The organism is Kluyvera georgiana ATCC 51603, assembly GCF_001654985.1.
In the GTDB taxonomy this organism is placed as follows: Bacteria; Pseudomonadota; Gammaproteobacteria; order Enterobacterales; family Enterobacteriaceae; genus Kluyvera; species Kluyvera georgiana.
Genome location: NZ_LXEU01000015.1, coordinates 105,414 through 126,210, shown reverse-complemented (window position 1 = coordinate 126,210; position 20,797 = coordinate 105,414). Strand labels below are relative to the sequence as shown.

General features: G+C 54.5%; 17 protein-coding genes and 1 pseudogene. 9 read left to right on the top strand and 9 right to left on the bottom strand.

Annotation, left to right across the window (positions count from 1 at the left end; translation table 11 throughout):
• Positions 1-9: 9 nt before the first annotated feature.
• From M989_RS03705 to M989_RS03695, 3 genes and pseudogenes are all read right to left on the bottom strand, one after another.
• A complete protein-coding gene (locus M989_RS03705; RefSeq protein ID WP_064542174.1) occupies positions 10-837 on the bottom strand; it encodes a carbohydrate ABC transporter permease in 828 nt (275 codons plus the stop codon).
• Positions 834-1,702, bottom strand: a pseudogene (locus M989_RS03700) (carbohydrate ABC transporter permease). The gene M989_RS03705 and the pseudogene M989_RS03700 overlap by 4 nt, the downstream one beginning before the upstream one ends.
• 9 nt (positions 1,703-1,711) lie before the next feature.
• Positions 1,712-3,001, bottom strand: a complete 1,290-nt coding sequence (locus M989_RS03695) for an ABC transporter substrate-binding protein (protein ID WP_064542171.1) — start codon at positions 2,999-3,001, stop codon at positions 1,712-1,714.
• A gap of 265 nt (positions 3,002-3,266) precedes the next feature.
• Here M989_RS03695 and M989_RS03690 point away from each other — a divergent pair, with 265 nt between their 5' ends.
• The 4 genes from M989_RS03690 (at position 3,267) to M989_RS03675 (ending at position 8,898) form a co-directional block, all read left to right on the top strand.
• Positions 3,267-4,256, top strand: a complete 990-nt coding sequence (locus M989_RS03690; protein WP_245191216.1) for a LacI family DNA-binding transcriptional regulator — start codon at positions 3,267-3,269, stop codon at positions 4,254-4,256.
• Positions 4,257-4,285: 29 nt separating this feature from the next.
• Positions 4,286-5,674: a phosphohexomutase domain-containing protein gene (locus M989_RS03685; RefSeq protein ID WP_064542166.1), complete on the top strand. Its 1,389-nt coding sequence runs from the start codon at positions 4,286-4,288 to the stop codon at positions 5,672-5,674.
• Entirely contained in the window at positions 5,671-6,741 is a 1,071-nt protein-coding gene (locus M989_RS03680) for an ABC transporter ATP-binding protein (protein WP_064542164.1), read from the top strand. Before M989_RS03685 ends, M989_RS03680 begins: the two co-directional genes overlap by 4 nt.
• A 138-nt stretch (positions 6,742-6,879) precedes the next feature.
• Positions 6,880-8,898, top strand: a complete 2,019-nt coding sequence (locus M989_RS03675; RefSeq protein WP_064542162.1) for an NADPH-dependent 2,4-dienoyl-CoA reductase — start codon at positions 6,880-6,882, stop codon at positions 8,896-8,898.
• A gap of 12 nt (positions 8,899-8,910) precedes the next feature.
• On the opposite strand, the gene M989_RS03670 is transcribed toward M989_RS03675, so the two are convergent.
• The 3 genes from M989_RS03670 to rlmG form a co-directional block, all read right to left on the bottom strand.
• Positions 8,911-9,327: a helix-turn-helix domain-containing protein gene (locus tag M989_RS03670; RefSeq protein ID WP_064542159.1), complete on the bottom strand. Its 417-nt coding sequence runs from the start codon at positions 9,325-9,327 to the stop codon at positions 8,911-8,913.
• The gene (locus M989_RS03665) at positions 9,324-9,638 is read right to left on the bottom strand and encodes a type II toxin-antitoxin system HigB family toxin (RefSeq protein ID WP_064542156.1); all 315 of its coding nucleotides are present in this window, start codon (positions 9,636-9,638) and stop codon (positions 9,324-9,326) included. Before M989_RS03665 ends, M989_RS03670 begins: the two co-directional genes overlap by 4 nt.
• A gap of 226 nt (positions 9,639-9,864) precedes the next feature.
• Entirely contained in the window at positions 9,865-11,001 is a 1,137-nt protein-coding gene (gene rlmG / locus M989_RS03660) for a 23S rRNA (guanine(1835)-N(2))-methyltransferase RlmG (protein ID WP_064542152.1), read from the bottom strand.
• Positions 11,002-11,084: 83 nt separating this feature from the next.
• Here rlmG and M989_RS03655 point away from each other — a divergent pair, with 83 nt between their 5' ends.
• The 4 genes from M989_RS03655 to sstT all read left to right on the top strand — a co-directional run bounded on the left by M989_RS03655 (position 11,085) and on the right by sstT (position 15,405).
• Positions 11,085-11,585, top strand: coding sequence for a M48 metallopeptidase family protein (locus M989_RS03655; protein WP_064542149.1), 501 nt, complete (start codon positions 11,085-11,087; stop codon positions 11,583-11,585).
• Between the two features lie 72 nt (positions 11,586-11,657).
• On the top strand, positions 11,658-12,635 hold the full coding sequence (locus tag M989_RS03650) for a Gfo/Idh/MocA family protein (RefSeq protein WP_064542147.1): 978 nt from the start codon (positions 11,658-11,660) through the stop codon (positions 12,633-12,635).
• Between the two features lie 267 nt (positions 12,636-12,902).
• Positions 12,903-13,871: a TerC family protein gene (locus M989_RS03645; RefSeq protein ID WP_064542144.1), complete on the top strand. Its 969-nt coding sequence runs from the start codon at positions 12,903-12,905 to the stop codon at positions 13,869-13,871.
• Between the two features lie 286 nt (positions 13,872-14,157).
• Positions 14,158-15,405, top strand: coding sequence for a serine/threonine transporter SstT (sstT, locus tag M989_RS03640; protein ID WP_064542141.1), 1,248 nt, complete (start codon positions 14,158-14,160; stop codon positions 15,403-15,405).
• Between the two features lie 19 nt (positions 15,406-15,424).
• Here the strand turns inward: sstT and M989_RS03635 are convergent, their stop codons facing one another.
• From M989_RS03635 to uxaC, 3 genes are all read right to left on the bottom strand, one after another.
• Positions 15,425-15,976, bottom strand: coding sequence for a YgjV family protein (locus tag M989_RS03635; RefSeq protein WP_064542138.1), 552 nt, complete (start codon positions 15,974-15,976; stop codon positions 15,425-15,427).
• An 85-nt stretch (positions 15,977-16,061) separates the two neighbouring features.
• A complete protein-coding gene (locus M989_RS03630; RefSeq protein WP_064542134.1) occupies positions 16,062-17,549 on the bottom strand; it encodes a UxaA family hydrolase in 1,488 nt (495 codons plus the stop codon).
• 15 nt (positions 17,550-17,564) lie between these two features.
• Positions 17,565-18,977 carry a glucuronate isomerase gene (gene uxaC, locus M989_RS03625; RefSeq protein WP_064542131.1) on the bottom strand — a complete coding sequence of 471 codons (1,413 nt, stop codon included), beginning with the start codon at positions 18,975-18,977 and terminating at the stop codon, positions 17,565-17,567.
• Positions 18,978-19,452: 475 nt separating this feature from the next.
• Here uxaC and M989_RS03620 point away from each other — a divergent pair, with 475 nt between their 5' ends.
• The gene (locus M989_RS03620; RefSeq protein ID WP_064542128.1) at positions 19,453-20,757 is read left to right on the top strand and encodes an MFS transporter; all 1,305 of its coding nucleotides are present in this window, start codon (positions 19,453-19,455) and stop codon (positions 20,755-20,757) included.
• Positions 20,758-20,797: the final 40 nt, after the last annotated feature.

Below are 20,797 nucleotides of genomic sequence, written 5' to 3'. Positions count from 1 at the left end.
CGCAATTCCTTATTTCAGTGATAACGACATGCCCTGCAGGAAATATTTGCGGAAGAGGATAAACAGCACCACTACCGGCAACATCTGCACCACCGCGCCCGCCATCACCGGGCCAAGATAGACGCCGTAAGATTTACTGAACGTCGCCAGCAGTACCGAGAACGGCATTTTGTCGACGTCACGCATGACAATCAGGGGCCAGAGGAAGTTGTCCCACGAGCTGGAGAAGGTAAATAACGCGACGATGGCCAGAATCGATTTGTTCAGCGGCATCATCACATGGCGCAGGATCCCCCACAGGCTGGCGTGATCGAGACGCGCGGCGTAAAGATAGTCGTTCGGCGTTCCCTTGAAGCTCTGCGATACCATAAAGATCCCCCATGCGCTCATGGCGTAGGGCAGGATCATCGCACTATAACCGTTCACCAGCCCCAGCTCGCGCATCAGCACAAACTGTGGAATGATGAACATAAATACCGGAAAAACCATCTGTACAATCAGTAAGTTGCGGAAGGCATTTTTACCACGAAACTCGGCTTTCGCCAGCGCGTACCCCACCAGCATCGACGTCACGGTGACGCACAATGTTATGGTTATCGAGACAAACAGTGAGTTAAATAACGTGCGCAGAAAAGGTTTGTCCGCACGATTGCTGTTATCAAACAGGAACGTGTAGTTTTCCAGCGTCAGATGGCCGGAAAACAGGCTCGTGGTATAGATCTCCGCCGTCGGCTTCAACGAAGAGATCGTCATCCAGATAAAGGGATACAGCCAGCTCAGCGCCAGTAAAAACATCACGACATGAACTAACAGGCTCAGGGGAGTGAGTTTTTTCATTCACACAATCTCGATATTTTTTCAAACAGTTTGCGGAAGACCCAGATAGCCAGGAAACTGCAGCCCGCCACAATAATCGACATCGTTGCCGCCCAGGTCGGTTTCATATTCTGGAACGCCGCTTCATACATCACCACCATCGGACTCGTGGTGCTATTCAGGGGACCACCGCCCGTAATTAAATAAGGCTCAGTGAAAATACTGAATGCGACAGTTATCGCCAGCACCATCACCATGACGATTTGCGGATTCATCATCGGCAGCGTAATAGCCCACCCCTGTTTAAACCGCCCGGTTTTATCCAGCATGGCCGCGCTGTAAATATCATTGGGAATAGCCTGCATCCCGGAAAAAAGAATAAGCCCGTAATAGCCGACAAATTTCCATGTCACAATCAGCGCAATAGATAACATCGCACAGTCCGGATTCGTAAACCAGGGAACCGATACGCCGATACTTTCCCGTAAAAACTGATTTACCGGGCCATATTCGCTAAACAACTTAGAAAAAACGATGGAATAGGCCACTCCGGAAGAGATATTGGCTAATAAGAAACTCAGCGCAATAAAGCTTTTACCGTATTTAATTCGCCGCAGCCCGGCGGCAAACAGCAGCGAGGCGATAAAAACAATCGGAATATACCACATCAAAAAGCGACAGATATTCCACATTGAGGTCCAGAATAGAGCATCGTTAACGACGCCAAGCAGATTTGTAGCCCCGAAAACCGGGGCATACCGATAAACTGCCACTGCGTCACGCTAAGTACAATCAACCAGGCCAGCGGATAAAACCAGAACAACAAGGAATAACCGATCCAGGTGGAGGCCAACAGGCCTCCGGTGCGGGAATCATATCCAGCCATTATTCCCCCTTATTTCGCCAGCAGGGTGTTGATTTCCTGCTGAGACTGTTCAAGCGCTTTTGTCGGGGCCTCATTGTTGAAAATGACCCGCTCCAGCATCTGCGTCATGCTGCGCTGAATTTCTGTCGTTTGCGTCGTAGCGACCGGCGGCAGCGCGACGTCGACGTAAGAGGCAATGTCTTTCTCTAAAGGATGGTTAGCGAAATAGTCGGTAAACAGAGGGTTAGTCATCAGATCCGCGCGCGCTGGCGGCATTCCGGTCAGCTCAAGCCAGGCACGGTCATGCTCGGCGCTGCTGAACACCCACTGCATAAAGGCCCAGGCCTGCGTTTTGTGTTTGCTGGAGCTGAACATCACCATCCCTTTACTGTCGCCAAAGGTGTGCGGATGAGCGTCACCGTTTTCAGTCAGCATCGGGCCGATCTGGATAGTTTTCAACACATCAGGATACTGCTTACGATAGCGGGCAAGGTCCCACGGGCCGCGCGCGGAAGCCAGCACCTGGCCAGTTGCTAACGGATCGTCTGCGGAGGTGAAGTCGTAGCTGCTCCACTTGCTGTTAAACACTTTCCCCATAAACGTCAACACCGCCTGACCCGCTGGATTGCCGAAGTCGGCTTTTTTATCCGCGATGTAGGATTTACCGCCGCTCTGCGCATAGTACAGCGGGATGAAGTCGAACCAACGCTCCCACCAGTTTTTCCCCGCCGTTAGCTGCATTACGTAACCGTGATTGTCCGCCGCACGACGCTCCGCCAGTTGATACAGTTCGTTATAGGTTGTCGGTACATGGTCAAATCCGTATTTCTTTAGCAGGTCGCCGCGCCACCACCAGACGATCGGATTCACATAGATAGGCAGTACGTTTTGCTGGCCGTTTAGCTTCCAGGCCGGAAGAATCGTCGACATCTGGCGCGTTTTAACCAGTTCATTAAAGCCGGGCATTTTCGACAAATCTTCAATTTGCCCTACGTCGACCAACTGACTGGCAAAGCCAATAAATATATTACTGGAAATATCAGGTTCCGTTCCGGAGGCGAGGGCATTCATGATTGCTTCTTCGGAACTATTCGCCGCAGGAATCGTGGTAAACTCGACGGGAGTATGGGCAGGGTCTTTATTCCACTCCGTAACCATTTTATTCCAGAAGGCTTCTTCATTTTCATTCGGCGCCACCCACATTTTAATGGGGGTTTTGGCATCGGCTTGCTCGTCCTTTTTATCATCAGGACCACAACCGGAAATACATAAGCTAAGTAATATTGACGCCGTTAATTTAGCAACCGCTGCAACTTTCACGATATTTCTCCCTAACTCTCAATAAGTGTTATTGGTTTACCGCTACCCTGCTTTGAATGGTGCGTAAGCTAACACCCCTTATTTATGTTTAACGTTAAACAAATCACAAAACTATTTTTGTTTAACGATAAACTCTGCCATCAACATTCAGAGGTAAAAAACCAGACACATACACAATATGAATACAAAAAATAAAAAGACGGCAACAGACAAATATAAAAAAGAAAAAACAGCGGCAATAACAATAAAATCATTGGCCAAAGAAATGGGTATATCCCATACCACCATCTCAAATGCATGGAATAATCCCGAAAAACTGTCTATTGAATTACGTGAGCGCATTTTACGTTATGCGCAGGAAGTCGGATTTCAGGGGCCGGATAAGCTGGCGCGAGCGTTGAGGACAGGAAAATCAGACACCATCGGCGTAATTTTCAATGATTCGATGAGCTATGTGTTTATCGACCCACATGATATTAAGCTGATGCGCGGAATCGCCGTACGCTGTGAAGCGCAAAATATCAATCTGGTACTCATCCCTCTGCGTAAAGGCGCTTCCCACAAAACGCCGTCGCTGACCACGCTGGTTGACGGCTATATTCTCAACGCCACGCATAATAGCGCCGCGGTGATTCAGCAAACGCTCGCACGTCGCCTTCCGGTTGTCACACTCGACTTCCAGCTTCCGCAGTACAGCAGCGTATCGATCGATAACGCCAGCGCGATGCGCGATATCGCCGCCTATTTACTCAACAAAGGGCATCAGCGCTTCGGCATCATCGCCTTCTCTTCACACCCCGGCGCACAGGGAATTCGGCATCTTGAACACGCCATTTCAGGCGATAACACGCTGATGCTGACACGCGTTAACGCCTGCCGCGAGGTCTTTCGCCAGCATGCCATTCCGCTCTCCGACTGCTGGCTGTACGAAACGCAGCACGATGAGCAACACGGCGAGCTGGCTGCAGAAGCGCTGCTCACCGCACACCCGGAAATTAGCGCGCTAATTTGCCTCTCAGACCGCTTTGCGCTCGGCGCGGTGAACTACTGCCAGCGCCACCGCCTTGCTATCCCACAGCGGGTGGCGATTACCGGCTTCGACAATATCATCCCCGAAGTGAACGGTATTGGCCTCACCACCATTGCGCAGGATGCGGAACGCAAAGGCGAAATTGCCGTGGAATTACTCCTCACTAACGGGCCTGTTACCCACCATGCGCTGGAATACCAGCTCATCGCGCGGGAGAGCGCCTGAACGCACATTGCTTAACAGAAGAGTGGATTATGGATGAACTAACCTGTTTTAAAGCCTACGACATTCGCGGTGAAGTCGGCGTCTCTCTCACGCCGGACATCGCCTGTCGCATTGGTCGCGCTTACGCTGCGTGGCTGCACCCCAGGCGCGTAGTTGTCGGCGCCGACGTTCGTCTGAGTTCAGAAGCGCTGAAAACAGCGCTGTCGGAAGGGCTTATCGCCAGCGGCGTTGACGTCATTGATATCGGTCTGTGCGGCACCGAAGAGATCTATTTCGCCACCCGTGAGCTGCGGGCAGACGGCGGTATCCAGGTCACCGCCAGCCATAATCCCGCCCAGTACAACGGTATGAAACTGGTGCGCGAAGAGGCTCGCCCCATCAGTAATGACAATGGCCTGCTGGAGATAAAATCGCTGGCCGAAAAAAACAACTTTCCTCCCGTCGTTCATCGCGGTCACCTTCTGTCGTTTGATAATCGACCGGCCTGGGTAAACTGCCTGCTGCGTTTTCTTAAGCACCCGCTCACGCGCCCCCTACGCATTGTGACCAATGCCGGGCATGGTAACGCGGGGCCTGCGCTTGACGCGCTCGCCGACGGGCTAGCGCGTGCGGGCGTACAGATTGAACTTATTCGCCTGTACCATGAGCCAGACGGCCGTTTTCCCGCGGGAGTCCCCAACCCGATGCTGACGGAAAACCGCCTCGTCACCCAGCAGGCGGTTATCGATAATAAGGCCGATTTCGGCATCGCCTGGGACGGCGATTTCGACCGCTGCTTTTTCTTCGATGAATGTGGCTGCTTTATTGAGAGCTACTACCTGGTTGGCCTGTTTGCCGAACACTTCCTGCGGCGATCCGCTGGCAGTCGCATCATTCTGGACCCGCGTCTGACATGGAATACGCTGGACGTTGTGGCTCGCGGCGGAGGAATCCCGATCATCAGTAAAACCGGCCATGCATTTATCAAAGCACGCATGCGTAAAGAGGATGCCATTTACGGCGGTGAAATGAGCGGCCATCACTATTTTCGCGATTTTGGCTACTGCGATAGCGGGATGATTCCACTGGTCTTGATGCTGCAAATTATTAGCAACGGTAGTCTGCCGCTTTCACAGCGTATTGCCCATGCCCAGGCTCGCTATCCGGTCTCCGGCGAAATCAATTTATCCGTCGAGGATCCTGCCGCCATCTTAGAGCGCATGGCTGAACACTATCAACCAGCATCGCCGCTGCGTGATGATTGCGATGGCATAAGCCTGGCTTTCGCCGACTGGCGCTTTAATCTTCGCGCCTCCAACACCGAACCGCTGTTGCGGTTGAATGTAGAAACCCGTGGCGATGCCACTCTGCTCGCCGAAAAAACCGATGAACTATTAACGCTTATTGCCGCCCAACGCAGCGCGAAGGAGACGCTATGACAGCCCTTTCACTCAGCAATATTCATAAGCAATATGACAAATCCACCATCATTGAGAACCTCTCGCTGGAAATCGCCTCTGGTGAATTTATCGTGCTGGTTGGGCCCTCCGGTTGTGGTAAATCAACGCTGTTGCGCATGATTGCCGGGTTGGAAATGCCCGATGGCGGCAAACTGATGATGGGTGAGAAAGAGGTCACCCATCTGCCCGCCGGGAAGCGCAGCCTATCGATGGTGTTCCAGTCCTATGCGCTCTATCCACATATGACGGTGCGGGAGAACCTCTCTTTTGGCCTACGCAATATTCATACCCCGCCAGCGGAAATCACGCGGCGTATTGCTCACGCCGCATCGATGCTAAAGCTGGATGAGATGCTTGACCGACTGCCGCAAAACCTCTCTGGCGGCCAGCGCCAGCGCGTAGCGATTGGCCGCTCTATCGTTCAGCAGCCGGACCTGTTTTTGTTTGACGAACCGCTGTCAAACCTTGACGCCGCCCTGCGCGTGGAGATGCGCCAGGAAATTCAACAGCTGCATAATACGCTGAAAAACACCATGATTTATGTCACTCACGATCAGGTGGAAGCGATGACGCTCGCCGATCGTATCGTGGTGCTGTATAAGGGCAAAATTGAGCAGGTTGGCACGCCTCTCGAACTGTACAACACGCCGGCAAACCTGTTTGTCGCCGAATTTATCGGCACGCCAAAGATTAACGTTCTGCCTGCCGTCTGGCATCAGGGTGCTCTGCACATAGCCGATGACATCATCTTTCCGCTCTCCCGTCAGCCGCTCGGCGTTCGTGAAAACGACAAGATGTTCGTCGCCATTCGTCCGGAGCATATGCAGTACCAGCAGCCAGGCGATTTCAGCCTGAGTGGGCGAACCCGGTTGTGCGAACTGCAGGGCGACTCCACGCTGGTATGGCTCGATGTCGGCGGACATTCAATGTGTCTGAAATCGTTCCAGCAATTGAGTTTCCCGGCACAAAGCCCGCTAACCCTAACGGTACAGGAATCAAATCTTCACCTGTTTGATTCCATTGGAAAACGCGTCACTTTTGCCTGAATGGCGCCCTCGCGCTGCGGGGGCGTTCTTTGAATCCCATCACAATCATTGCATTCCCCTTTTCCCTTTTTGGCGCCGACGGCTAAATTAGTAACTCATCCGACCACATAACAATAATTTCACATACTGGACATCCTTATGAGCTATCCGTCGCTGTTCGCCCCGCTCGATCTGGGTTTTACCCAGCTGAAAAACCGTGTGCTGATGGGTTCGATGCATACCGGGCTGGAGGAGTACCCTGACGGCGCTGAGCGACTGGCGGTCTTCTACGCCGAACGCGCACGTCATGGCGTGGCGCTGATCGTCAGCGGCGGGATAGCGCCGGATCCCACCGGTGTGGGGATGGCGGGCGGCGCGATGCTGAATGACGTCAGCCAACTGCCGCACCACCGCACAATTACCGATGCCGTGCATCAGGAAGGTGGCAAAATTGCGCTGCAAATTCTGCACACTGGCCGCTACAGCTATCAACCAAACCTCGTCGCCCCTTCGGCGCTTCAGGCGCCGATCAATCGCTTTACGCCGCGCGAACTGACGCATGAGGGTATTCTGGGGCTGATCGACGACTTCGCACGCTGCGCCCAGCTGGCGCGGGAGGCGGGCTATGACGGTGTGGAAGTGATGGGCTCAGAAGGCTATCTGATTAACGAATTTCTCGCCGCGCGCACCAACCTGCGCGACGATGAATGGGGCGGTAACTACGACAACCGCATGCGCTTTGCCGTCGAAGTGGTGCGCGCCGTACGCCAGCGTGTTGGAAACGACTTTATTATCATCTACCGTCTGTCGATGCTCGACCTAGTCGACAACGGCGGCACCTTTGATGAAACCGTGCGCCTCGCCCAGGCGATCGAAGCCGCGGGCGCGACGATAATCAACACCGGGATCGGCTGGCACGAAGCGCGGATCCCGACCATTGCTACGCCGGTACCGCGCGGCGCCTTTAGCTGGGTCACCCGCAAGCTCAAAGGCCATGTGACGATTCCACTGGTTACCACCAACCGAATTAACGATCCGCAGGTCGCCGACGATATTCTGGCGCGCGGCGATGCCGATATGGTGTCGATGGCCCGTCCGTTCCTCGCCGATGCCGAGCTGCTCTCCAAAGCGCAGTCGGGTCGCGCCGATGAGATCAACACCTGCATTGGCTGCAACCAGGCCTGCCTCGATCAGATCTTTGTCGGCAAGGTGACATCTTGCCTGGTTAACCCTCGCGCTTGTCACGAAACCAAAATGCCGATCCTTCCGGCGACTACGCGTAAAAACCTGGCGGTTGTCGGCGCTGGCCCTGCGGGGCTGGCGTTTGCCATCAACGCCGCCGCGCGCGGTCATCAGGTAACGCTGTTCGACGGTAGCGCAGAGATCGGCGGGCAATTTAATGTCGCCAAACAGATCCCCGGCAAAGAAGAGTTTTACGAAACGCTGCGCTATTACCGCCGGATGATCGACGTCACCGGTGTGACGTTGAGGTTGAATCATCGCGTCACCGCAGACGATCTGCTCAACTTTGATGAAACGATCCTCGCCACCGGGATCACCCCGCGTACACCGCCTATTGAAGGCATTGATCACTCAAAAGTGCTGACCTATCTGGACGTACTACGCGATAAAGCGCCAGTCGGGCAACGTGTGGCGATTATCGGCTGCGGCGGCATCGGCTTTGATACGGCGATGTATCTCAGCCAGCCCGGTAACCCAACCAGCCAGAATATTGCCGAGTTCTGCGTGGAATGGGGCATCGATACCAGCCTGCAGCAGGCAGGCGGCCTGCGCCCTGAGGGTCCGCATCTGGCCCGCAGCCCGCGGCAGATTGTGATGCTGCAACGTAAGGCCAGCAAGCCGGGCGAAGGGTTAGGTAAAACCACCGGCTGGATCCATCGCACTACCCTACTTTCTCGCGGCGTGAAGATGATCCCGGCGGTCAGCTATCAGAAGATCGACGATGCGGGGCTGCATGTTGAGATCGGCGGCGAGCCGCAGCTGCTGGCGGTCGATAACGTGATTATCTGCGCCGGTCAGGAGCCAAACCGCACGCTGCAAGGACCCCTGCTGGCGGCGGGCAAGACGGTGCACTTAATTGGCGGCAGTGACGTAGCGGGCGAACTGGATGCCCGACGGGCGATTGCGCAAGGGACGAAGCTGGCGCTGGAAATTTAATGCCTTTCATTATTAATCAATAAATAACGCTGGTGAAATACCAAATCGGGCAGCCAACTTTTTGGCATGATCCAGCGTAAGTTTGCGTTGCCCATTTAACACGCGCGACACCATCGACTTGCTGCCAATCTCTGGCAAATCAGACAGTGTAAGCCCGTATTGATCCATAAGAGTACGGATCACAGAGAGCCCTGCCGGCATGGCATTACGTTGCGCATTAAACTCCGCAAACTCTGGTGACGCGTTCTCCCATGCGCTGATTTTGGCACAAACCAAATCCAGTAAGGGATTATCAGGATCGTTTAACAGCAGATGATCGACAAACGCCAGCGCCTCTGCGTACTGCTCATCATTCTGAATACCCGCCAAAAAAGGCGCAACTGCCGTTAACTTTTCACCCGCTTTCAGGATATCTGCAATCACCATCATTTTTTCCCCTTAGTTCGATGCGCCGCCGTGAAGATGTCATATTCCTTATGGGTAAACACATGGCGTATGTAGCATTTTTGCGTTTCAAAAAAGAGCATTGCGACCACACGCAGTTGGTTTCGCCCAATGTTAATGACATAGTGTTTATCCAGATATTTAAAATTATCCAGAGAGGGAAACACCGCTTTTAGTGCTGTGGGTGTTCTGAAATACCCTTTTGCTAACACATTTCCCAGAGCCACGAGTTCCGTTTTATGTTGCGGAAATTTATCCCCCGCATCTTTCAGTGCTTTCAGTGTTATGAGGTGCATTCTTCATCAGGTCCGTTGACAAATTGGCAATATCATAGCAGGAGTTGCCATTTTGGCAACATTATCTGCCTTAGTGAGTGGCAACGACATTACGTCAAAAACCACCAGGCACAATGGGGGAAGCCTATTTAGAGAGGGGGAAATGTATGATTTGGGAGCTCGATTCCAACAGAATGCCGGATAAAGCGGCTACGCCACTATTCGGCATTTTATGCCGTTAACCGTATTAACGACGACGACCTAACTTCACCGCTTTCAGAATCACAAACTTATGATTCGTCGCGATAGTCTCGCAGTTACCAAAAATCTTCTTCAGCTTGTGGAAGTAGTCGAGGTGACGGTTGGCCACGATATACAGCTCGCCGTTGATCTTCAGGCAGCGGCGGGCGTGGTGGAACATCTCCCAGGCGATGTTATCGGTCAGCGCGTGCTTCTGGTGGAACGGCGGGTTGCAGAACACCGCGTTGAAGCGGAACGGCTCGACGCCGGAGAGCGCGTTGTTAATCATAAACTCGCTGCGGTCCAGCGCATCCGGCAGGTTGGTCTCGACGTTCAGGCGGCTGGAGGCCACAGCCATCGGCGATTCATCCACGAACACCACCTGCGCCTGCGGGTTTTTCGCCAGCAGGGTCATGCCCAGTACGCCGTTGCCACAGCCGAGGTCCACAATCTCCCCTTCCAGGTTTTCCGGCAGGTACTGCATAAAGAAACGCGCGCCGATATCCAGCCCGGTACGGGAGAAGACGTTAGCATGGTTGTGGATGGTCCAGCCGGTGCCTTCCAGCTTCCAGCTCAGGGTCTGGGCGGTGTCGGCCAGCGCCGGTTTGGTAAAGGTGCCGTTAATCAGACGCGCCTTTTTCCATGCCAGCGTGGTGGTGGTTGGGCCCAGAACCTTCTCGAACAGTTCCAGCGTCGAGGTGTGAATGTCGCGTGCTTTCGCCCCGGCGATAATACGCGTTTCTGGCGTAACCACTTCACGCAGCGCGCGCAGCTGCTGCTCCAGCAGCGCCATGGTTTTAGGGATTTTAATCAGCACGACGCCGGGCGCCTGCGGGTATTCCGCAGTGCTATCGAGAAATTTCACGCTCGATTCGGCGATATCGTTATGGCGCAGGTTTTCTCGGGTCGCCAACTCGCTTAAGTAGGAGTCGCCGATGCTGTACGGCGTATGCTCCGCCAGTGCGCAGGCCAGCGCGCCGAAGGTATCATTCAGGATAAGCACCGGGCCGCGAATCTCAGTATCGTCCAGCTGTTGCAGCAGATATTCATCGGCTGCTTCCCACGCCAGCAGTGGGTTAACGTCGTCCGTCTCCGGGAAACGTTTAAGTGTCAGTGAACGGAAACCGTTGTCTGTGTGGCTCATCGGCCCTCCTGAATGGTAAAATTTCGGCTTATCCCTGAAAAGGGTGCGTGAGTATACACTTTTTATGATTGGCATGGGTGAAGATGAACCAACTAACTTACCTCCAGGGCTACCCGGAACACCTGCTTTCTCAGGTGAGAACGCTGATTGCTGAACAGCGTCTGGGGGCAGTGCTGGAAAAACGCTATCCGGGCGCGCACGATTTCGCCACCGATAAAGCGCTCTGGCAGTACACCCAGGATCTGAAAAGCCAGTATCTGCGCAACGCGCCGCCGATCAATAAAGTGATGTACGACAACAAGATCCACGTATTGAAAAACGCGCTGGGGCTACACACCGCGGTGTCGCGCGTACAGGGCGGCAAGCTGAAAGCCAAAGCGGAAATTCGCGTCGCGACCGTTTTCCGTACTGCGCCGGAACCCTTTCTGAAGATGATCGTGGTGCATGAGCTGGCGCATCTGAAAGAAAAAGATCACAACAAAGCGTTCTACCAGCTGTGCTGCCATATGGAGCCGCAGTACCACCAACTGGAGTTTGATACCCGTCTTTGGCTGACGCATCTTTCGTTAAAGGAAACTGCGTAGTCGGGCACTGGCAATGTCATAAAGGCGTGTTACATTGACGGCAGAATCCCTTTATGGAGCCTGAAGGCGTTTATGATACGTTTCGCTGTGATTGGAACAAACTGGATCACCCGTCAGTTTGTCGATGCCGCCCATGAGACCGGCAAGTTCAAGTTGACCGCCGTCTATTCCCGTAGCCTTGAACAGGCGCAAAGCTTCGCTAATGATTATCTTGTTGAGCACCTCTTCACCTCGTTAGAGGCGATGGCGCAAAGCGAAGATATTGATGCGGTGTATATTGCCAGCCCAAACTCGCTGCACGCCCCGCAAACCGAGCTGTTCTTGCGCCATAAAAAGCACGTCATCTGCGAGAAGCCGCTGGCTTCCAATATTGACGAAGCCGAGCGGGTGATCGCCGCGGCCCGCGAAAATCAGGTGGTGCTGTTCGAAGCGTTTAAAACCGCCAGCCTGCCGAACTTCCAGCAGCTCCAGCAGGCGCTGCCGAAACTTGGGCAGATTCGTAAGGCGTTTATCAATTACTGCCAGTACTCTTCGCGCTACCAGCGCTATCTCGACGGCGAAAATCCAAATACCTTTAACCCGGCCTTCTCCAACGGTTCGATTATGGATATCGGTTTTTACTGTCTGGCCTCCGCCATCGCGCTGTGGGGAGAACCGCAGCAGATTCAGGCTTCGGCCAGCCTGCTGGAGAGCGGCGTGGATGCCCACGGCGTGGTGATGCTGGACTACGGCGACTTCAGCGTGACGCTGCAACACTCGAAAGTCAGCGACTCTACCCTGCCAAGCGAAATTCAGGGTGAGGCGGGCGCGCTGGTGATTGAGAAAATCTCCGAATGCCAGAAAGTCTCCTTCGTGCCGCGCGGCAGTAAAGCGCAGGATCTCAGCCAGCCGCAGCATATTAATACTATGCTGTATGAAGCCGAAGAGTTTGCGCGCCTGGTCGAAAACAACGAAGTTGACCACCCGGGGCTGGAAGTCAGCCGCATTACCGCCAAAGTTCAGACCGAGATTCGTCGCCAGACCGGCGTCGTCTTCCCGGCGGATGCGTAAAGCAACGTAAACGGATATTGTCGGCCATTGACGAAATCAATGGCCTGTCATATTTTGTTACCTGCAAAGGGGAGTAACTTCCTTGTCGGTGGATCGTCATTACGATACGTGAAAACGTATCCGGTCGCCGGGCAACGAAAAAGGAATGCGTCAGCGCATTCTTTTTTGTTGTAAGTGAGACCTTGCCGGAAGGCGAGGTCTATGCATAAAAAGCAACGGCTATCGTCTTCTGACGTTAGCCGTTTTTTTATGCGTAAGGAAATTTCTATGAATACTGTCGGCACACCGTTGCTCTGGGGCGGATTCGCTGTCGTCGTGGTTATCATGCTGGCCATCGACCTGTTTTTACAGGGGCGGCGCGGCGCTCACACCATGTCCATGAAGCAGGCAGCAAGCTGGTCGCTGGTCTGGGTCACCCTCTCATTACTGTTTAACGCTGCATTCTGGTGGTATCTGGTGCAGACCCAGGGCCGCGCGGTGGCCGACCCTCAGGCGCTGGCGTTTCTCACCGGCTATCTGATCGAGAAATCGCTGGCGGTAGATAACGTCTTCGTCTGGCTGATGCTGTTCAGCTACTTCTCGGTGCCCGCCGCGCTGCAGCGTCGAGTGCTGGTGTACGGCGTTCTGGGCGCGATCGTGCTGCGTACGATCATGATCTTCGCCGGTAGCTGGTTGATTTCTCAGTTCGAATGGCTGCTGTACGTTTTCGGCGCGTTTCTGCTGTTTACCGGCATCAAGATGGCGCTGGCGAAAGAAGATGAAGGCGGGATCGGCGATAAACCGCTGGTACGCTGGCTGCGCAGCCACCTACGCATGACCGACAAGATCGAGAACGAGCACTTCTTCACGCGTAAAAACGGCGTACTGTTCGCCACGCCGCTGCTGCTGGTGCTGATTCTGGTTGAGCTAAGCGATGTGATCTTCGCGGTCGACAGCATTCCGGCGATCTTTGCGGTCACTACCGATCCGTTTATCGTGCTGACGTCTAACCTGTTCGCCATCCTCGGCCTGCGCGCGATGTACTTCCTGCTGGCAGGCGTGGCGGAGCGCTTCTCGATGCTGAAATACGGCCTGTCGGTGATCCTGGTGTTTATCGGCATTAAGATGCTGATCGTCGATTTCTACCATATCCCTATCTCGGTATCGCTGGGCGTTGTCGGTGGGATTCTGGCATTGACGCTGCTCATCAACGCCTGGGTTAATCACCGTAACGATATGAAAGAAAAGAAAATGTAAAATTTTTTCCCGGCTGAGAAAAACCACGCCGGGAATCTCGCCTCATCGCCCGGGGGGCTGGCGTAAACGCCTTACCCGGGCCTCTCCATCTTTTGATTGTCGTCACACGTTGTAAATTATTGGTTAAATAATATGACGTGTGGCGTAAATTCCAGCATTTTATGCTTCCCCAAACGCAGACTTTCCTTATACTCGATCGAGCAAACATCTTTTTACATCCAGACATAAACGTAACAAATAATACGTCACTGGAAAGACACAACTCATCACTTTAAGGAATACAACAATGACAACGAAATCCACGTTACCCGGATTTTTGCGCATCCTTATGGCAGGCAGCCTGGTGAAGCAAATCCTGGTCGGTTTGATACTGGGGATACTGCTGGCCATCGTTTCTAAACCCGCGGCCATCGCCGTTGGGCTGCTGGGAACGCTGTTTGTCGGGGCGCTGAAAGCCGTCGCACCGGTACTGGTTCTGATGCTGGTGATGTCCTCCATCGCCAACCACCAGCAGGGGCAAAAAACCAATATTCGCCCTATTCTCTTCCTCTACCTGCTGGGGACCTTCGCCGCGGCGTTAACCGCCGTACTGTTCAGCTTCATCTTCCCGTCTACGCTGCACCTGAGCGCGGCAGCGGAAGATATCGCGCCGCCGTCGGGTATCGTTGAAGTTATGCGCAGCCTGCTGATGAGCATGGTCTCCAACCCGATTAATGCGCTGCTTAACGCCAACTATATCGGTATTCTGGTGTGGGCAGTTGGTCTGGGCTTCGCGCTGCGCCACGGCAATGAGACCACTAAGAATCTGATCAACGACATCTCTAATGCCGTGACCTTTATGGTGAAACTGGTGATCCGCTTCGCGCCGCTGGGTATCTTCGGCCTGGTCTCTTCCACGCTGGCGACCACCGGCTTTAGCACCCTGTGGGGCTATGCGCAGCTGCTGCTGGTGCTGGTCGGCTGCATGCTGCTGGTGGCGCTGGTGATCAACCCGCTGCTGGTCTACTGGAAAATTCGCCGTAACCCGTACCCGCTGGTGATGGCCTGCCTGCGTGAAAGCGGCGTCTACGCCTTCTTTACCCGCAGCTCTGCGGCCAATATTCCGGTGAACATGGCGCTGTGTGAAAAACTGAATCTGGACAAAGATACCTACTCGGTCTCTATTCCGCTGGGTGCGACCATCAACATGGCCGGCGCGGCGATCACCATCACCGTACTGACGCTGGCCGCCGTGCATACGCTGGGGGTGCCGGTTGATTTATTGACCGCGCTGCTGTTGAGCGTGGTGGCCTCCCTGTGTGCCTGCGGCGCTTCCGGCGTGGCGGGGGGCTCTCTGCTGCTGATCCCGCTGGCCTGTAACATGTTCGGGATCTCTAACGATGTCGCCATGCAGGTTGTGGCCGTCGGCTTTATCATCGGCGTGCTGCAGGACTCCTGCGAAACCGCGCTGAACTCGTCGACCGACGTTCTGTTCACCGCGGCGGCCTGCCAGGCAGAAGATGCTCGCCTCGAGAAAAACGCGCTCCGTAGCTAATCCCATCTCCCCTCCGCCGTCAGGTGGAGGGGGTTTCTTCCTGTACTTTCTTTTCCACCTTGAACGGGTCAATACCTTTACGCTGCATGCACCAGAAACGAATGATATTCAGGCCGTTCATGACCAGAAAACTCCCCTCAATCAACGTACCGCCAATCGAGCCAAGCCAGAAGTTGTGAATCACCCAGCAGGCGGTTGAACACCACATCACGCAGCGTACCGTCAGCCCTTTACAGCGAAACAGCGCCCAGGTACTGGCGACGGTCCCGGCAATCGGCAGCAGCTCCATGGCGTGCTGCAGTTTGCTAAGGCCGAGGATGAGCGTCAGCGCGATAAACACAAACATCACCCAAATACGGCGCGTATAAACCGAAATAAGGGTACGGATGACGTTGAGTTCAGCGCTCATCCCCGCGGGAAACGCGCCCATCAGAAAGAAGTGCACGCCGATGGTGGCACTGTAGAGTGAAAGCTGAAACTTGAAGCGTCGTTCGTCGCGGTTGATAAAGGTGGTGATACCGATCAAAAACGCCAGAACGCCCACGCCCTGGGCAAGCCAATACGCAGTCATGGAAGGGGATCCCTGTTAAGCATGCATAAAAAAACGGCGTTTCAGAAGATGAAACGCCGTTTTATCGTATCAGATCACATTTTTATTACAACGTGACGCCGCTCTTAAAGATAGCCAGTTCGCGGAAGTCATTGCGCTCGTTGCAGGTCTGCTTGCCGTTAGCGAAGTCGACGATGACATCAACAAACTCTTCCAGCAGCTGCGGCATCGCTTTACCGTGAATCAGTTGGCCCGCGTTGAAGTCGATCCAGTGTTTCTTCTTCTCCGCCAGTTCGCTGTTAGTGGCAATTTTCACCGTCGGCACAAAACCACCGTAAGGCGTACCGCGACCGGTACTGAACAGCACCATATGACAGCCCGCGCCCGCTAAGGCACTGGTCGCCACCGCGTCGTTACCCGGCGCGCTCAGCAGGTTCAGACCCGGCGTTTTCAGGCGTTCGCCGTAACGCAGAACATCAACCACCTTGCTGGAACCCGCTTTCTGAGTACAGCCGAGCGATTTGTCTTCCAGCGTGGTAATACCGCCCGCTTTGTTGCCCGGCGATGGGTTCTCGTAGATCGGCTGGTCGTGGGCAATGAAGTACTGCTTGAAGTCATTGACCATGGTCACCAGCTTGCCGAACGTTTCTTCATCGCGGCAGTGATCCATCAGCAATTGCTCCGCGCCAAACATTTCCGGCACCTCGGTCAGTACCGTGGTACCGCCGTTGGCAATCACGTAGTCGGAGAAACGTCCCAGCATCGGGTTGGCGGTAATGCCGGAGAGGCCATCGGACCCGCCGCACTCCAGACCAAACTTCAGCTCGCTCAGTTTGCCCGGCTCACGTTTGTCGTTACGCATCACGTTGTACAGCTGATGGAGATGTTCGATCCCCGCTTCCACTTCGTCTTCCTGGTGTTGGCAGACCATAAAGTGAACGCGTTCAGGATCGAACTCGCCAAGGGTTTCGCGGAACGCATCAACCTGGTTGTTTTCGCAGCCCAGGCCCACCACCAGCACGGCACCCGCATTCGGATGGCGCACCATGTTTTGCAGCATGGTGCGGGTGTTGATGTGGTCATCGCCGAGCTGTGAGCAGCCGTAGGTGTGACTGAAGAGATGCACGCCGTCGATACCTTCGGCGTCATTCGTCTCTTTCAGAAAACGATTCTGCATCTGGCGTGCCATCGCGTTGACGCAGCCAACGGTCGGCAGGATCCACAGTTCGTTACGCACCCCTACATCACCGTTCGCGCGGCGATAAATCTGCACGTCGCGATCGGCCGCCTGGGCAACTTCCGCCTGGAAATCAGGGTGGTAGCTATACGTGTCCAGGTCGCTCAGATTCGTGCGCGTGTTGTGAGCGTGAATATGCTCACCCGCCGCCACGTCCACCAGCGTATGACCGATTGGCAAACCGTATTTAATGACGTTTTCACCTTTCGCGATATCGCGTAAAGCGAATTTATGGCCACGAGAGACCGCCTGGCGCAGGGTTACTGTCTGCCCATCAACGGTGACTTCGGTTCCTTCAGCCAAATCAGCGAGCGCTACCGCGACGTTATCCAGCGCATGGATCTTGATGTATTGCATACCTTCACCCAGACCTTAGTTCAGTTCAATGCCGAAGTAGTCACGCGCATTGTTAAAGCAAATATTTTTCACCATCTCACCCAGCAGCTGGATGTCGGCAGGCGCTTCGCCCGCGGCAACCCAACGGCCAATCATCTGGCACAGAATACGGCGGAAGTATTCGTGACGGGTGTAAGACAGGAAGCTACGGCTGTCGGTCAGCATACCGACGAAGCGGCTCAGCAGGCCCAGCTGTGCCAGTTGAGTCATCTGACGTTCCATGCCGTCTTTCTGATCGTTGAACCACCAGCCGGAACCGAACTGCATCTTGCCCGGCATACCTTCGCCCTGGAAGTTACCGATCATGGTGCCCAACACTTCGTTATCGCGCGGGTTCAGGCAGTACAGGATGGTTTTCGGCAGCAGATTCTGTTCGTTCTGCTTGCTCAGCAGTTTGGAGAGCTCTTCCGCCATCGGACGGTCGTTGATGGAGTCGAAGCCGACATCCGCGCCCAGCAGTTTGAACTGACGCAAGTTGTTATTACGCAGCGCGCCGATGTGGTACTGCTGTACCCATTCGCGACGTGCGTATTCAGCGCCGAGGAACACCAGCACGGCGGTTTTGAACTGCGCAACTTCGTGCTCGCTGAGGGTTTCACCCGCCAGGCGACGCGCCAGGATGCTGTCCAGCTCCGCTTCGTTGGATTCCGCAAACAGGACAACGTCCAGCGCGTGGTCAGACACTTTACAGCCGTGCGCGGCGAAGTGTTCCAGACGCTTGGTCAGCGCGGTTTGCAGGTCGGCGAAACGACGGATTTCAGTGTCAGACACTTCGCCCAGTTTAGCCATATAGTCAGCGAAAGTGGCCTGCTCAATGTTGAAGGCTTTATCCGGGCGCCAGCTCGGCAGTACCTTCACGTCGAAAGAACCGTCTTTCGCAATGGTGGCGTGATGTTCGAGAGAATCGATCGGATCATCGGTGGTGCCGGCCATTTTCACGTTCATCTGCTTCATGATGCCGCGCGCGGAGAATTTATCCTGCGCCAGCAGCTCATTGCACTGATCCCAGATTTCATCTGCGGTAGTCGGAGACAGCAGTTTACCCGTAATACCGAACGGGCGGCGCAGTTCCAGGTGGGTCCAGTGGTATAACGGATTCCCGATAGTGTGCGGTACGGTCGCCGCCCACGCGTCAAACTTCTCGCGATCGGACGCGTCGCCGGTGCACAGTCGTTCCGCGACGCCGTTGGTACGCATCGCGCGCCACTTGTAGTGGTCGCCTTTCAGCCAGATGTCATACAGGTTTTTAAAACGGTAATCTTCCGCAACCTGCTGCGGCGGCAGGTGGCAGTGATAGTCGAAAATCGGCTGGTCTTTTGCGTAGTCATGGTACAGACGGCGAGCAAATTCGGTGTCTAACAGGAAATCTTCAGTCATAAACGGGGTCATTATCGTCTTCCTCTCAACGAGTGGGTCAGATGTTTATCTGTAATGCCAACAAAGTTATCACACCAATTTCGCCGAACCGAAGATTTTTTCGTGAGTTAGATCAATAAACCTTGACAAAAAATGACAGAAAAATCGCGAAAACGCCCCTGCAAGCCGCACCACGCCTGGCCTGGCCTATCTACCCCTTAAACTCTATGGAAAATACCTCTTTTGTGACGGTATTCACCTTTTAAAGTTGTATGACAAGTTATCTTGCCCCCCGTCGAAACACATTGAACGACGGAATGTATTTGCGATGGTCGATACTGACACCTGATTGAGCGGTACGGATACCGAATTCAGCACACGTACTTACTGGCAAGTTCGGGCCGTACCGGGAAGCACTTCCACGGTAAGCCCTTCGAGAATGACATCCCCCGGCATAACGGGAAGATGGCTGTAGGACTCGCATTTATAACAACACGATGAGGTTTACATGCGTAAAATTAAAGGGTTACGTTGGTACATGATTGCACTGGTGACGATGGGCACCGTGCTGGGTTACCTGACACGTAATACCGTGGCGGCAGCTGCGCCAACGCTGATGGCTGAGCTGCACATTTCCACACAACAATATTCATACATCATCGCTGCTTACTCCGCAGCTTACACCGTGATGCAGCCGGTTGCCGGCTATGTTCTGGACATCCTGGGTACCAAAATCGGTTACGCCTTCTTCGCCGTCGCATGGGCTATCTTTTGTGGCGCAACCGCGCTGGCAGGTAGCTGGGGCGGTCTGGCCGTGGCGCGTGGCGCGGTCGGTGCCGCAGAAGCAGCCATGATTCCTGCGGGCCTGAAGGCCAGCTCTGAGTGGTTCCCGGCGAAAGAGCGCTCTATTGCAGTTGGCTATTTCAACGTCGGTTCTTCTATCGGCGGCATGATTGCTCCGCCGCTGGTGGTATGGGCTATCGTGATGCACAGCTGGCAGATGGCGTTCATTATCTCCGGTGCGCTGAGCTTCATCTGGGCCATGTGCTGGCTGGTGTTCTACAAACACCCGCGCGATCAGAAAAAATTAACTGATGAAGAGCGCGAGTACATCATTGGCGGTCAGGAAGCGGCACACCAGACCAACAACGCGAAGAAAATGTCTCCGTGGCAGATCATTCAGACCCGTCGCTTCTGGGGTATCGCCCTGCCGCGTTTCCTGGCTGAACCAGCATGGGGTACCTTCAACGCCTGGATCCCGCTGTTCATGTTTAAAGTGTACGGCTTCGACCTGAAAGAAATCGCCATGTTTGCGTGGATGCCGATGCTGTTTGCTGACCTCGGCTGCGTTATCGGTGGTTACCTGCCGCCGCTGTTCCAGCGCTGGTTCGGCGTGAACCTGATTGTGTCCCGTAAAATGGTGGTTACCATGGGCGCGCTGCTGATGATTGGCCCTGGCATGATCGGCCTGTTCACCAGCCCGTATATCGCTATCGCCCTGCTGTGCCTCGGCGGCTTCGCTCACCAGTCCCTGTCCGGCGCGCTGATTACGCTCTCTTCTGACGTCTTTGGCCGTAACGAAGTGGCGACCGCAAACGGTCTGACCGGTATGGCGGCGTGGATGGCAAGCACCATGTTTGCGCTGGTGGTGGGTGCGCTGGCTGATACCATCGGCTTCAGCCCGCTGTTCGCCGTACTGGCTATCTTTGACCTGTTAGGCGCGCTGGTTATCTGGACCGTCCTGCAGAACAAGCAGGCTGACGATGGCCAATCCGGCCAGAATCGTCCGGCCCAGCAGGCCACGCAAAACTAATCTGCGACAGAAGTTTGTTTTCGCTCAAGCCGCCTTGATC